This is a genomic window from Nitrobacter sp. 62-13 (assembly GCF_001896955.1).
In the GTDB taxonomy this organism is placed as follows: domain Bacteria; phylum Pseudomonadota; class Alphaproteobacteria; order Rhizobiales; family Xanthobacteraceae; genus Nitrobacter.
Window position 1 is genome coordinate 1 of record NZ_MKRN01000085.1, and the last position, 14,429, is coordinate 14,429.

General features: G+C 62.7%; 14 protein-coding genes and 1 pseudogene. 4 read left to right on the forward strand and 11 right to left on the reverse strand.

Annotated features, from left to right (window positions below; genetic code table 11):
- From BGN91_RS07965 to BGN91_RS07975, 3 genes are all read left to right on the forward strand, one after another.
- Positions 1–1,354 (forward strand): hypothetical protein (locus BGN91_RS07965; RefSeq protein WP_292612076.1); only part of this gene is annotated, 1,354 nt, incomplete at its 5' end.
- 54 nt (positions 1,355–1,408) lie between these two features.
- A complete protein-coding gene (locus BGN91_RS07970; protein WP_292612078.1) occupies positions 1,409–2,440 on the forward strand; it encodes an acyltransferase in 1,032 nt (343 codons plus the stop codon).
- 384 nt (positions 2,441–2,824) lie between these two features.
- Positions 2,825–3,577, forward strand: a complete 753-nt coding sequence (locus BGN91_RS07975; protein ID WP_292612080.1) for a transglutaminase domain-containing protein — start codon at positions 2,825–2,827, stop codon at positions 3,575–3,577.
- Between the two features lie 196 nt (positions 3,578–3,773).
- Here the strand turns inward: BGN91_RS07975 and BGN91_RS07980 are convergent, their stop codons facing one another.
- From BGN91_RS07980 to BGN91_RS08030, 11 genes are all read right to left on the reverse strand, one after another.
- A complete protein-coding gene (locus BGN91_RS07980) occupies positions 3,774–5,561 on the reverse strand; it encodes a DUF2793 domain-containing protein (protein ID WP_292612082.1) in 1,788 nt (595 codons plus the stop codon).
- 6 nt (positions 5,562–5,567) lie between these two features.
- Positions 5,568–9,425 carry a glycoside hydrolase/phage tail family protein gene (locus BGN91_RS07985; RefSeq protein WP_292612083.1) on the reverse strand — a complete coding sequence of 1,286 codons (3,858 nt, stop codon included), beginning with the start codon at positions 9,423–9,425 and terminating at the stop codon, positions 5,568–5,570.
- Complete coding sequence (locus tag BGN91_RS07990; protein WP_292612084.1) at positions 9,425–9,871, reverse strand: NlpC/P60 family protein; 447 nt, start codon at positions 9,869–9,871, stop codon at positions 9,425–9,427. The genes BGN91_RS07985 and BGN91_RS07990 overlap by 1 nt, the downstream gene beginning before the upstream one ends.
- A gap of 11 nt (positions 9,872–9,882) precedes the next feature.
- Positions 9,883–10,776: a DUF2163 domain-containing protein gene (locus BGN91_RS07995; protein ID WP_292612085.1), complete on the reverse strand. Its 894-nt coding sequence runs from the start codon at positions 10,774–10,776 to the stop codon at positions 9,883–9,885.
- A 116-nt stretch (positions 10,777–10,892) separates the two neighbouring features.
- On the reverse strand, positions 10,893–11,534 hold the full coding sequence (locus BGN91_RS08000; protein ID WP_292612087.1) for a DUF2460 domain-containing protein: 642 nt from the start codon (positions 11,532–11,534) through the stop codon (positions 10,893–10,895).
- Between the two features lie 57 nt (positions 11,535–11,591).
- The gene (locus tag BGN91_RS08005; protein WP_292612088.1) at positions 11,592–12,173 is read right to left on the reverse strand and encodes a phage tail tape measure protein; all 582 of its coding nucleotides are present in this window, start codon (positions 12,171–12,173) and stop codon (positions 11,592–11,594) included.
- Complete coding sequence (locus BGN91_RS08010) at positions 12,166–12,378, reverse strand: rcc01693 family protein (protein ID WP_292612090.1); 213 nt, start codon at positions 12,376–12,378, stop codon at positions 12,166–12,168. Before BGN91_RS08010 ends, BGN91_RS08005 begins: the two co-directional genes overlap by 8 nt.
- The gene (locus tag BGN91_RS08015) at positions 12,375–12,695 is read right to left on the reverse strand and encodes a gene transfer agent family protein (protein ID WP_292612092.1); all 321 of its coding nucleotides are present in this window, start codon (positions 12,693–12,695) and stop codon (positions 12,375–12,377) included. The genes BGN91_RS08010 and BGN91_RS08015 overlap by 4 nt, the downstream gene beginning before the upstream one ends.
- A gap of 45 nt (positions 12,696–12,740) precedes the next feature.
- A complete protein-coding gene (locus tag BGN91_RS08020; protein WP_292612094.1) occupies positions 12,741–13,148 on the reverse strand; it encodes a phage major tail protein, TP901-1 family in 408 nt (135 codons plus the stop codon).
- 16 nt (positions 13,149–13,164) lie between these two features.
- A complete protein-coding gene (locus tag BGN91_RS08025; RefSeq protein WP_292612095.1) occupies positions 13,165–13,575 on the reverse strand; it encodes a DUF3168 domain-containing protein in 411 nt (136 codons plus the stop codon).
- Between the two features lie 25 nt (positions 13,576–13,600).
- Positions 13,601–14,170 carry a head-tail connector protein gene (locus tag BGN91_RS08030; RefSeq protein WP_292612096.1) on the reverse strand — a complete coding sequence of 190 codons (570 nt, stop codon included), beginning with the start codon at positions 14,168–14,170 and terminating at the stop codon, positions 13,601–13,603.
- Positions 14,171–14,235: 65 nt separating this feature from the next.
- On the opposite strand from BGN91_RS08030, the pseudogene BGN91_RS08035 reads away from it, so the two are divergent.
- Positions 14,236–14,429, forward strand: a pseudogene (locus BGN91_RS08035) (S1 family peptidase); the annotation flags it as partial.

Consider the following 14,429-nt stretch of genomic DNA (forward strand, 5'->3'; position numbering starts at 1 on the left):
AGGGACGCATTCGGAAATGAGCTTTGGTCAAACCAAGTTTATCAAGTTTATCCAGCAGAACGTTTCAGCCATAGTTCTATTGCTGGTTTTGCTTGTCATTACTGTCCCTCAATTCGCCAAATCGTTGCATTCAGCGAACGATCTTCCGTTCTCCTGGACAGCATCCAAATTTTGGATTCAGAGTGCGGAGTGCGCAAGGACAACCGGAGCCATCCTCTCACTTTGCAAGGATGGAGGACTCGTCCCGATGGCAGATGGCTTTGGCGGTGATGATCCGGGTCATGCACTGGCTCTCGATATATACTCACTCCTCAGCCAAAAAGCCGTCACTCCTGCCGATATCTCGGTTCTCAATTCCATATTCAATTATGCCGGAATTTTGATTCTGGCTCTGCTGTTATTTCGTCTGAAGCTATCGTTTGCGTCATTCCTGTTGCTCGCCGCTGGCCCGCTGATAGCAGACCAGTTCCATGCAACGAGCCCTCATCCCGCGCAGTTTGGCTGCGCGTGTCTCGTTGCGCTATTCCCGCTTGCCCTTTTGGGACTTCCCGCCACGGGGTCTAACCGAAAAACGCTCGTTGCCTGGCTTGCCCTAGCCGTTGTCGGTATCGCTATCGCAGCGCTGTTCCGTCAAGCGATCGGTCTCATGGGTATGGTCGCCGGGTTCATGGCTCTCGCTATTCATGCGCTCGCACGACTACGCCCCCGCAACAACCTGACGTTCAAAGCAGCTATGGCCGTTGCTCTTCTTATCAGTTACCAAGCGCCATATCTTGTGCTCAAGGCGAGGGACGCCATTTTTCACCTCCCTCCTTCAACCATGCTGGAACAGCATGGAATATGGCATAACCTTTATATCGGCCTGGGCGCGGCCCCTAATCCGTTCGGCATTGAATGGGCCGATGCCAATGCGAAAGCGGCCGCAGAACGGATTGATCCATCCGTTGTTGTCAGTTCGCCGCGTTATTTCGATATTTTGCGAGAGCAATACTTCGAGATTCTCGCTCATCATCCAATCGATGTCGTCGTTGTTTATCTTCGAAAGCTGGAGATCACTCTCAAAACGGGATTACCGGGCCGGATAAACGTTCTGGAAGCATTGTTGCTTCTTGGATTTGCCTCGGCGATTTATGTTTCGCTATCTCTTAGATCGAAGCCGGGCTGGACGGCTGTTGACGCCGCACTCATTATGAGCTGGATCTACATCATATTTTTTATCGGGCAGGCGATGCTTTTTCACTATTCGATCCAGTATCTTTTCCCGATCCAGATATTCTTTCTCCTCATCATTGGCGTGACAGCAGAGTGCATCAGGAGCGTTATCGCTTTCCGTATAGCAGGAACGTCCCGCTGATCGTCCCATTCGACGGTGCGAGGGGTAGGTTCGCACGAGCTATTGGGGGTAATCTTGAAGCATGAGAACAATTTTGATTTGCTCAGGCTGATCGCGGCCTGTCAGGTCGTTTCATCTCACGCAGACATATGGCTAAACCTCAAGGGGCGACCTTCTGTGTTTTGGCTTTTCCCAGGGGTCCCGATTTTCTTCATTATCAGCGGGTTTCTGATCACCGGGTCCTTCATGCGGGACCAGTCAGTTCCGCGTTACGCGAAAAACAGATTCCTTCGCATCTACCCCGCGATGGTCGCGAGCCTGTTCATTATGTTTCTAATGATGATCTTCACAGGTGTTATCCCGCTCCGCGCAATGGCTGACTCAAACACGTACATATATTTTGCAACCCTCGTTGTTACCGGTTCGACGGTGTTGGCTAACTCAATATCAACGCCAAGTTTCGAATACGGGCCGAACACACTGCCGTTTTTCCCCGGCGGTGTCCTTTGGACCATTGTTGTTGAGTTGGGCTTCTATCTTGTCGTCCCGCTCCTCATCGGGAAACGATGGACATGGCCGCTTCTAGTTCTCGTGTTCGTTGCATCGCTCTGGCTCGCGGTCGAGCAGGTAACGATGAAAAACCCATGGATTGACACGACTGTTCCGCCTTATCTTTGGATATTCCTGCTAGGAGCGGCAGTGCGGCTTTCATGGGATAAAATCGGATGGCTATTCAAGGGGACGTTCCCGATCTGGCTCACCATTCATTTACTGATTTGGGTTGGCCCCGCTTACAAAAACCCTACACCTGCTGTCATCCTTTCGATCATTACGCTGGCTGGCTGCGTCCTCTCATTCGCTCACACCCTGCCGTCTTTGTCCAAGATGTTCAGAGGGACCGATATTTCCTACGGCGTCTATCTTTATCACATGCCGATCATCATGATCTTCATGATCTTCGGATATAAATCCGAAGGGTGGCTCTGGATTGCGGTATATCTCGCCACATTCGCAATGGCTGCGATCTCATGGAGACTCGTTGAAAAGCCGTTCCTATCGCTCAAGGCCGTCAGCCTCGCCAGACCAACGCTCAGAACCACCGCCTAATAGCTGTAGCACTCGCTTGTCTTGTCGCGGCGCTCTGTGAAGTCATCGCCGCGTAGACAAAACCTACGACTTCCGTCGTAACATTACTTAATGAAGTGAAATGACGAAAGCCGGAATGCCTGTCGGTAAGATCGACACGCTAGGCGATCCTCCTGCAAAGGTTACTGGAAAAGTCCAGGTCTGACTGCCGGAACGAAAACCTTCAACTGAAGAGCCTACAACAGATCGCAGAATATTCCAGAGGTAGTATACGCCCCGATCGCATTTTCGAGCTGCTGAGGCATCGGTCGCTGTAAACAACGACTTCCCGACCATGTGCTTGCGTGGCTCTGTCGTCCAATATAAAAACGCGAACAACATAATGGGGGTATCGGGGGGAACGAATTGAGACGCACAATACTTGCGTTTGCATTTGTCGTTTGTAGTACGGCGATCGTTTTCAAAGCATGGTCTTATCGATCCATTGCAATCGAAGCTCAGCAGCAATTAGAGGCGACCGACCAAATCACGCCGAAAATAGCGGCTTACATCGTCAGAGGCGACGCTGGGCTGTCATTGATCGGCGATGTAGAGCCGCGCGCCGCCGCCGACGCGATTCGCGATTACGTCTATCGCAATTTTGATCCGGGCAAAGAGGAACTCCCCGACAAAAGTGCGCCCGCTTATTATGCATCGCTATCATCAACTCGGAACGGGATGCTGTGCGGGGGAGCTGGGCTTGCTTATGCATGGGCTCTCAACACGGTCGGAATTCCGGCTCGCGTCGTGCAGCTAGCGGGCCAAGATTTTCTCAGCGGCAAGGACCGCTATCAGACTCACGTAACCGTCGAAGCACTAATCGATGGGGATTGGGAGATCTCCGACCCGACGTTTAATGTTTCGATTCAGTGCTCGCGCGGAAACGGGAAAAACTTGTCTGTCGATGGCGTGCTTGCATGCTTGAGGCAAGGTAGAGAGCTTGAGTACTCGCCGGGCAAGACACAAATTGACGGACGAAAAATAGATCCGAAAGAATACCCCGTATATTTTGCCGCATTCGTTCGGAGAGCCCTGTCTGAAAACGGGGTCGATGAACCAGAGGCATCGTTCCCATCGGATGACTGGCTTAAGACCGCTCTTTCAACCTACGAAGAATAAGGTGAAGTCGCATGCCGGCCTCCTGAGCACGTCGCAAGGAATGCAGTAAACTTCCCGCAAGGCAGAGAGGTTTTCAATATTCAAGCCATTCAAGCCTACACTGCAACTGGCGTTGGTTTTGATCATGTCATAGCGTTGCGGACAGCAACAGTTTGACGCTACCCTCCGGTACATTGCGTATAACGATGTGGCATTATCATCGCCGCCCGTATAGCAGGAACGTCCCGCTGATCGTCCCGTTCGACGGTGCAAATCGGATTGCGTTCACGACACTCGTGTTAGCGCCGATCAGCCGCGCCGACGACATCATGAATCTCAATCCGCCTGACGAGGCGCCGGCTTGTCTTTGCTGGGTCGTTTTATAAAGCGCCGTGCTCGTGAGATCGAAAAGCTCCATTTCGAATGACGCCAGCGAGCCGCTGGATATCTGACAGAACGAAATATTCGAGGAGTCGATCGAGGCGCCGCTGAGGCTCCCGCCCTGATCCATCAGAACATAATTCAGTTTGTAATCCGTCGATCCGCTGAAATAGCTGGAACCGGCATTGGTCGAAACTTGGGCTATCAGATCGGCGGTGGTCGAGCCCAGCACCCCCCTTGCTCTCACCTCGAACGAGGAGAATGCGTCGTCGAACATCGATACAAAACTTACCGAAGAAGCCGAGGCGACGCTTTGCTGCGAAAGCAGCACCAGCGGCGACAGGCCGAACGCCGACCAGTTCGACCCGTCACAGACAATCGTCGCCCGCTCGCCGGGAAATATCTTGAGGGTCAATGCACCGTTGATGGTTTCCGAGCCGTTGGGGTCGATGGTGACGACACCATTCGACGACGCAGCATTGACGACATCGAACATGAAGTTCGCGCCGAGGGTCGCCGCCGCCGTCAAGGACAAGGTCAGCGCGGCCGTCGCTCTGATCGTGACGCCACCGTCCCCCGCGACCACGGTATATCCTGACGATTTCGCGACGGATGCTGCCGCGGGACCGAGTCCCGTTCCGCCCGCGATCGCCTGCCAGCGCGCGGCGGTACCGTCGTAACGCAGGATAGCCGCCTGCTTCGCCGAGATCGTCAGGTCGGCGCCCAGCGTCAGGCGGTTAGCGGCCGACGACGATGCGCTTTCGTCAAGCAGCGTCACCGGCTGGCCCCCGACGTTGATGACGATGAGACAGCGACCTTCGGCCCCTCCGGCCAGGCCCGAAATGCGGCGCGGCGCGTCGGTGCTGATTTGCAGCACCGACGCCGCTGCAAGGCCGGCGGGATTGTAGTTGTTCTGGTCGGCTGTGATCTGTGCGGGAGAAATGACACCGGTCAGCGCCAGTCCGCGCGGCAGCGTGAGGTTGCCGGAGCTCTGATCGATATTGAACGCCTCGGTCCAGCTTGATCCGTCCGGCGATACCTTGAGCTTGAAGGCATCGGCGCCAACCAGGCCGAACTCCGCGCGGCCCGAAAAACCGTCCGAAAAGAATATCGACGCCGTGTTCGCGGAGCTTTCCTTGGAAACCTGAATCCGCATGTCGCCGGTGCCTCCGCCGGCGGCGTCGATCGCGTCAAACAGCGCAGCGTTGGATTTGACGCTCAAGAGGTTCGGGCTGCTCGCGCCCATGTTGACGCCGAGATGCGCGAGGTTGTCGAGCGAATTCGTGCCTCCCGCGCTCTGCCAGTCCGAGCCGTCAAACACGAACAGGCTGCTATCGGCAGTCGACCAGACGCACCATCCCGTCTTCGGCATGAGGAATGCCCAGGCGCCGTCCTGCCAGGTCGCGATCGTGTTGTCTTTTCCGGCCCACGCGCCGGTCGCGCCGACTGCGACCACATGGCGTTCGCCGTCCGCCGGACTGGAGGGCGGCGTGGCCAGCGTCATGTCGAGCACGCCGATCTGGACCACTGCGTCGAGAATGCGCAGCGCCTCGTTATGGGTGACGTGCTTCTGCGCCTGGCTGCCGTCGATATACGGCAGTCCGAGATTCGGTGTGTCTGTCATGGCAACTCAGAGGGTGAGAGTGAGTTCAGTAGGATGCCCGGCGCCGACGGTCGCCGACATTTGCGCGACGCGAATGTGCAGGCTCGTCTGCGCGGCGCCGAAGTCCGCAAGTTCATCGGCGTTGGCGTAAAGCGTCTCGGACGTGCTGCACGCAATGCTGCGTGCGATCGAGCTGCCCGAGAAGATATCGAGCGTGTAGGCTTCGACATCTTCGCCGAGCGGCACTTCAACGCCCCAGCCGTCGCCATCGATGCGAGTCCTGCGAATCCACGTAATCCGCACGCCGCCGCTCTCGCGCGACGCCTTCACATGCACCGGCGACAGCGGCAGCAACGCGGTGGCTTGCGGCGTCACCGTCAGCGCGACCGCGGTCGGATCGTCATGGTTTCGTCCGGCGGCGGCGAGCCGCACCAGGATCGGCCGGTCCAGCGCGTTCAATCCGCGCGCCAGCGGCGTAAGATGCGTGTCGAGCAGGACGAACCGCGCTCCCGCCGGCAACATGTCGGCGACGGCATATTCGCTGCCGGCCTGCCCGCGCAGCAGGCGGGACACTTTATATATGCTCTCGTCCACCAGCTCCGCATTGGCGAACTGCAGGACTTCCCAATCGCCGTCCGTGTTCTGTATAGCGGCCGCATTGGCGCCCGCCAGCACGCGGGCGTCGGAGAGCGACGTAAGCGCGCCGCCGTAGAGCCGAACGCGGAAGACGTTGCCGCAGTCCCACCGGCCCGAGGGCCCCGCCGGCAGCGGGTCCAGCGTTTCGCCCGATGTGGCGGGCGCCGGTATCACCGCGGACGGTTCAAAGCTCGCGCCGTCCGGCGATGTCCAGACCGTCACCGATGTCGGCCACGGGCTGGCGAAGACGGCGAGCCGCGTCAGGATCGGCGGCTCCGACGACTCGATGGTCGGCAGGTCGAGCACATCAGCTTCAACCGGCCCGAGCGCGGCCGGCATTGCGGGCCGCGTCGGCCGCGGCGTCGACAGCGGCACCGAAAACACCTCGGGATCGATACTGCGCGCGGTTACCTGCCGCGCTTCTGCATCGACGGTCGCGCTGATTTCGAACAGCCGCCGCCGCCCGTTGATCGTCACCCCGATCACGTCGCCCGCCGTCAGCGACAGGCATTGCGGGCCGAGCGAGAACGCGGCACTTTCGCGTCCCGCCCACAGGTCCTGCAGCCAGACCTCGGCGCGGCGCGCCATCGCCGCGTCGTCGCTGACGACTGCAAGGTCGGAGTGAACACTGCGGTTCGAGCCGCCTGCGAGCCGTCGCGACGTCACCGCAGAGCGCCTGTAGTCCACGGTGCCGTCGGTAAAGCCGAAACCGGCCTCGCGCGGCAGTTCGGTTTCCTGCGCGCGGGTCAACCGCGCCGGCGCGCTATCGTCAGGCAGCACCAGATCGTCCTCGACGAAATCGGCGACCGGTGCGCCGCCGCGCGAAAGGAAACGCAGCGTTCCGTCGGCGGCGGTCGCATCAAAGGCATAGGCGCCGGCAAGCGGCTCGATCATGGCGCGCGGCGACATCGGCCGGTCGATCACGTAGCCGTCGCAAGCCTCGCGCAACGCCGAGGTGTCGGCGCCGGCGACACCACAATCGGCGAGCAGCGCCTCCACCAGCGCGTCCATCGGCGCGGCGCCGAGACGTCCGGTGAGCCAGTGTCCGGTCTGCCAGTTCGGTCCGTCGCTCCAGACCTCGGTCGCGGCGGGAAACGCCGGATAGGGCCGCGCATCCCAGGTCCACAGGTGAACCGCGGACGCATCGATCATGCGCCCGCCATAGACCGTGGAGACCGGATTGTCCGCATCCGCCGCGCCGAATGCGGGATCAAGCTTGCCAAGAAAGGCCTGCAGATAGCGGCGCTGAATCAGATCGTCGCGATAGCCGCTGGAAAAATACGGCAGGTTGTTCTCCGACGACTTGGGATCGGGAAACACGCTCGGCTGGTTGGCGCCCTTGTCGACCGCCGGGCAGCCGACCTCGGTGAACCAGATCGGCTTGCCTTGCGGCACCCATGCGGTCGGGCCTGCGAGTTCAACGCCGCCAACGCGCTCGTAATGCGCCGACGACCACCATGACCTGATGTCCTTGACGCGGAAGGTCCACGGCTTGCCGAGACCGTCGGTGATCGGCGTGCGATCCTGCGCGGCGCGCGCGGCGTCATCGGTGTAATACCAGTCGAACCCCTCGCCGCTATAGACGTTACCCGCGAGATAGCCGACGTCGTAGGTCGAAGTCGCGATGCTCGAGTCGAGATGCCCGGCCTCGTCGCGCCAGTCGGCGAGCGGCGCGTAATAATCGATGCCGACGACGTCGATCGCGCTCGATGCCCACAACGGATCGAGCGGAAAGCGAACCTCCGACGCATCCGGCGTAACGACATCCGCGCCGTACTCGGTCCAGTCCGCGCCATAGGTCACGATCGTCGATGATCCCACGATGGACTTGACGTCCGCCGCGAGCGCCGCCAGCGCGTCGACGGCGGGATAGACGCCGCTGCCGGAGCGCACCCGCGTCAGCGACCGCAACTCCGATCCGATCATGAAGGCATGGACGCCGCCGGCGGAAGCCGCCAGGCTCGCATAGTGCAGGATCATGTTGCGATAATTCCAGCTTCCGCCGGAGAAGAAATTGTTGACCTGCGTCGCCGCCGCCGGTGTGCCTTGCGGCGAGCCTGCCTGTCCCGGCGCAGGAGCGCAGGTGATGCGGCCGCGCCAGGGATAGGCCGGCTGCGACGATGCTCCGTTCCATGGATCGCTCAAGCCGTTGCCGGCCGGAATGTCCATCATGACGAAGGGATAGAACGTGACCTTGAGGCCGCGCGCCTTCAACTCCGCGATCAGGTGCCTCACGCTGTCGTCGGATGGCGTGCCGCCGAAGGCCGGACGGCCATCGACCTGCGACACCACATAGGCGCCTCCCCGCGTCACGCCGGCCACCGACCAGTCGCCGCCGCGCGTGACCTTGCTTGCGCTGTCGACGCCGGGGCGAACGATGCAGCTTCCGGCGCGAAGGTCCGATCCGAACCACGCAACAACGACGGCGACGCGCTCGAGATTCGGACATACCCCTTGCAGATCGTCGAGCGCCCCGATCACATCGGATTCGGCATTCGAGACATGACGGTTTTCCGGCGCGGACTGACCGGGGCCGAGCGAGCGCACCACGGCGGACGGCTCGTAGCCGAATTCTGTGGTGCCCGGGATCAGCGTCACCGCGCGCGCCATCCGTTCGAGCTGGCCGACGGGGCGGATGATCTCGAACGAGAGCTGCGGAATGCGGTTGCCGAAGTTCGCCAGCGGCAGCCGCTCGAACACGACATAGGCGAGCCCGCGATAGGCAGGCGCATTGCCTGCGCCTTCCCGGGCGACGATCAGGTCGTCCGGGGCCTGGTCCTCGGTGCCGCGATGAACACGGATCGTCAGCCCGTGGAGATCCAGCGGACGTCCGTCGGCCCAGACCCGTCCGACCCGTCCGATCACGCCTTCGCAAAGGCCGACCGCGAAATTGGCGAAATAGCTGTAGGTGGTGGTGGTCGTGCTGGGGCCGCTGAACAATCCACCCTTGCCGCCGGACGACGAGCTTGTTCGGCTGCTCACCACCTCCTCGAGCTGCGTCGCCCAGATCACCTGACCGGACAGCCGCGCGCGGCCGTAGACACGCGGGATCGGCGCGCCTTCGGTCGAAGCCATCACATCGAGGTCGGCGAGCCGCGGGCCGACCACGTTCTGGTTGCCGGGGCCGAACAGCTTGCGGTCGATGACGTTGCCGACCAGCGCGCCGGCAATGCGGCCCGCGATCGCGCCGGCCGGACCGAACAGCGCGCCTGCGGCGCCGCCCGCGACGGAAAGAACCAGCGCTGCCATCAGACAGATACTCCCGGAAAGCGGAATGCGTATGCCAGGCGCCGTCGCCACCACGGTGCGAGGACGATTTCGCAAACGGCCGCACCGTCGTGCGCATGAATCATCGTGCGCTCGCTGGAGGCGATCGCGACGTGCTTGGCGACGAACCCGTCACGCCAGCGGAACAGCAGAACGTCGCCCGGCATGAAATCGTTGCGCGCGACCGGAACGAGATGACGCAGCGCCGCAGCCGCCAGCGTTTCGTCGCCTTTCGCTTCGGCCCAGTCCGGCGCATAGGGCGGCGGCGTTTCCGGCTCGTCGCCGATGCAGTTGCGCCAGACGCCGCGCACCAGGCCAAGGCAATCACAGCCGACGCCCTTGAGCGAGGCTTGGTGCCGATAGGGCGTGCCGATCCAGGCGCGAGCTTCCGCCACAATGGCCGCGCGGGTCGCATGTTCCGAATTCACGAGCCGCTCCTTCACAACGCCTTGGTGCCGTCGCCGTTGTCAGGCGAACCGGGCAGCGGATAGCTCACGACGAAATCGTTGCCGGGAATCTGCGGAAAGCCGCGAAAATTACTGGTGTTGGCGAAACGATCGCGGCAGGTCGCGAAGCTCTTGTCGCAGCCGGCGGTGATCATGAAGCTGTCGCCGATGGCGATCGGCTCGGCCATCGCCTGCCATAGCGACAGCCGCACTTCGCCCGCGGCGATGTGATGCTGTTTGACCTCGACGGCAATGCCGGCGTTGGCGCCGGTCGTCCACACCACGCGCCCGGCGGTGAACCAGCCATCGGCAAAATCGCCGAGGCCGGAGACCGCGGCGATCGAGGTCCCCTCGATGACCGTCACGACCCCGCTGCCGCGATACGCAGCTTTGGCAAGATCGATCTGGCACCTGTTGTCGCCGAGATCGGCGCCGCAACGCGCCGTGAACAGACGCCCGCTGTCCTGCGCCAGCGCATCCGCAAGCCCGCGTAATTCCGCGGTGAACGCCTGTCCCTCGCGCCGCACCTCGCCGAGCGTACCGCGCGCGATCAGGATTTTCAGCGCGACGTCGCTCCAGTCGACCAGCCAGGTTGCGACCTCGGCGGCATCGTAACGGCCCGCGGCGAGATCGGCCTCGCTCAGGGCGTCATCGGAAAACGCGCCGGAGATTTCCGAACCATCGACCGAAAGATCGAAGCGACTGGTCGCTTCCGACGCGGTGAAACCGGTCCCGGCGCGGCAGGCAACATCGCCAACCGCCAGATCGCAATCGTGATCGGTGAAGCCGAGCACGGCGCCGTCGCGCCGCGTCACGATCCAGCAGCGCGCCAGCGTGGTCGCGCCGGAATCAAGTTTTGCCTGAAGCGCGGAGGGAACAGAACGCATGAGATTTCCTTCACCTTCCCCTTGAGGGGGAGGATCGGTGAGCATCGGGCGAAGCGTGGTGCGAGCCGGGGTTGGATGACGTGTGAGGGCTATCGATCGCCTCACCCGCCAGCGAGTCACATCTTGATTTCGACCAGCGGAATCTTCGGAATGGCGCCGGCGGCAAACGTCGCGAAATCGACCTCGAGGTAGTCGGTGTCGAAGCGCACCGGCACGTCGAAATTGAATCCCGCGGTGACGGCCGCTCCCGCCGGTGGGATATGCCCGACGGCGAACGTGACGACGCCCGTGGTCGCATCGCAGGTGAACGCGGAGCCCGCCGCGATCTCCTCATCGGCGACGGCGACGCGCACGCTGCCGCCGACCGGCTTGGCGATCGCGCGCGCATAGGGCGCGAACGCGCCGCCATATGTCTTGATCAACTGAAACGACGCCGTCGCGCCATCGCCGATGCCGATGACCTGATCGAGCGGCGAGATCGCGACGCCCGTCATCGCCGAGCAGCAATCCATCCGGTCGCGCCAGCGAAAGCCGTAGAGCCGGCCGCGACGCTCCTCGAAAAACGCGATCACCGTCTGCAAGGCGTCCAGCGTCTTAACGCCGTAGCCGGCGTCATAGCGCCGCCGCGACTGCGCCCAGCGCGCGTTGCGCGCCTCGCGGCCCGAGCCGAAGCTCACGATATCGGTTCGCCGTTCCGGCCCGCCCGCGCTCTTGAGCGCGACATCGAGCGGAAACAGGACTTCGTGGAAACTGGTCATGGTGGGTTTCGGTCCTGCATCCTTCACCCTCCCGGCGAGGGGAGAGTGAAGACATCTTCACAAATTTCGCTGGCCTCGCGCCACCGCGCGCGCGATCTGGCCGGTGACGTAACTCTCGGAGCGGCGGAAGCTGTCGAGATCGGGCGTGGCGATCTGCACCGTGATGCTGTTGCCGCCGCCGCTGCCGGAGACGCCGAGCCGGCCGTCGGGACCGCGCGTCAGCGGCATGATCGCCTCCGGGCCCGCCTCGCCGGCAAGGCCGACGCCGCCATCCATCATCGGAAAGTAACTCGGCGCGCCGATCACGCCGCCCGACGCGAACGGCTTGATGGCGCCGAGCGCGTTGGCCTGCACGCCGGTCGAGCCGATGCCGGCAGTGAGTCCCGAGAACAGGCTGGAGATGCCGCTGGTCAGGCTCGCCGTCAGCGGCTTGAACGCGGCGGTCACCGCGAGGCTCGAGACACGCAGCGCCAGCGTTTTCAGCACGTCGTCGAACTGCTTGCCGCCGGTGACCGATGACGAAAAAGCCTGCGTCATCGCACGGGCAAAGCCGCCCGCGCTGATCGTGAGCGCCTGGGTCTTGGTGTTGAGGCTGTCCAGCGTACTCGATGCGTCCTCAAGGCTCGTGTCGTCAGTCATTGTGTCCTCCCTCGCGCGGCGTATCGGGAAACCGCGCCAAAAGATCGTCGAGGTCGGCCCGCGCCAGCGGCGCGACGGAAGGCCCGCGCACCGCGCGGATCGCCTGCGCCAGTTCGCGCGGCGTCATCCGCCAGAAGGCATCCGGAGCAAGGCGCAACACGCCGAAGCCGAAGCCCATCGCATCCGCCCATGGAAACGGCTTCACCGCGTGGCGCCGTCATCGAAGGTCGCCGCGATCAGGTCGGCCGCGATCCTGACAAAGCCGGCCACCCCGCCATCGACGGTCATGACCGCGACCTCGTCGTCGGTGACGGCTTCGCCCGCGCCGCGCAAACCCGCACCGATGATATGGGTCAGATCGCGCGCCGATGGCCGCCCTGAAACGAAACGCTCCGCGAGCGCCACCAGGTCGCCGGCACCGAATGCCGATTCAAGCTCGGCCAGCGCGCCGAGCGTCAGCACCAGCGTGCGCTGCCGCCCGCCAAGCTCGGCGGCAATCTCACCACGATATTTGTTCGGCATAGAACCTCCTTTTCTCTACCCTCACCTCAACGGGAGGGTAGAAGCTCACATCGCCGTAAACGTCAGCGCGCCGGCGGATTCGAGCGCGAGGTCGAACGTCACCTCGCCGTTGTGCTCGCCGGCGAATTCGAGGCTGGCGATCTGGAACGGGCCTTCGATGGTGCCGAAATCCGGCACCACGACCTGGCAGTCGTTGATCGTGCCGTTGAAGAATGCCTGCTGCACCAGCGCGTCCGACGCCGCGTCCTTGAACAGGCCGCGGCCCGACAGCGAGGCGCGCTTGACGCCGGCGCCCGCCAGCAGTTCGCGCCAGCGGTCGGTCGATTCCGCGCTGGTGATGTCGACGATCTCGGCGTTGAACGCGATCCTGCGGCTGCGCAGGCCCGCCACCGTGACGAAACTCGCGCCGTCGCTCATCTTCAACAGCAGGTCCTTGCCCTTTTGTGCGCCCATGACGGCTCCTTAGATTCTAGGTTGTCGGTTCGGTCACGGCGCGGAATCGCACCTGCGCGTGATAGGTGCGGCCGTCCGACTCGCGCCGGATATCCGCGACCGCGAAGCGGAAGTTGACCAGCCGAAAGCCCGCAAGCGTCAGCGGCGCATCGTCGAGCGCCTGCAGCACCGCGCCGGCAATGAGGTGAGCTTCCCCCTGCCCGCCCTGGCGCGAGCGCGCATGCAGCGTGATCTGATGTTCCTGGGTCGGCCCGTCGTCGACCGATGCATCGGTGACGCGCGCCTCGCCGATGCTGACGTAAGGCAATAGCGCGCCGCGCGGCGGCTCGTCATAGACCCGCTTGCCGCCGAGCGCCGCATGAAGCCCGCTGTCGGCTGCAAGCGCATCGTGCACGGCGGCGCGAAGCGCTGAATTGGCGCTGGTCATTGCAATGTCCTTTCAAGAAGTGCGATCAGAGCGCGGGCACGCGATAGCTCGCGATCATGGCGCTGACGCTGGCCGGCATCATCGCCACGCTCTGGCCGATCGCGATCAGGCCGCGATTCTCGTACCAGTGCGCCACCAGCGTCCGCACCGCATGGCGCAGCACGTCCGGCACGTCGGTCGCGGCCGTGCCGAAGCCGATCTCGACATCGAGTTCGATGCCGGCGGTCGCGCGACCCGGCGCCGGCAGGCCCCACGCCGATGGCGCGATCACGCCGGCCGCTTTATCGAGGACGAATGTTTCGGCCTCGATGACCGAGGCGTTGCCGGCGGAGTCGTAGACCCGCGCCGCAACTAGCGAGCGCAGCGGCCCCCTGCCCGGCTTGATGCGGCCGTCCTTCGGCCACTGGTCGAGCACGAAACGCCAGGTCTGCGCGATCAGGGCGCAGCGCGTCATGGCTTCGACGTGACTGCGCGCGGCCGCAATCAGCGAGGCGATCACGGTGTCGTCGTCATCGTTCTCGGCGCGCAGGAAGCTCTTGGCCTCCGCGACCGACCACGGTTCGACCGCGGGTCCGCTCAGAAGTATCGACGGCATCGGATATCCTCGCTGTGACGATGCATATGTTGACAGAGACGCGATGCGATGGCTCACATCGCCGCATGATTCAGCAATTCATTCGCCTGGTTGCGGCTGGGGCAGCCCTGACGCTGATGCAGCCCTCATTCGCCATGGTCGGCGGCGGCAGCACGCCCTCGCCTGCGGTGGCGAGCGCGGTCGTCACCATCGTCGGCTCGCACGGCAACTCCTGCACCGGCACGCTGATCGCGCGCGATGTCGTTCTCACCGCGGCGCA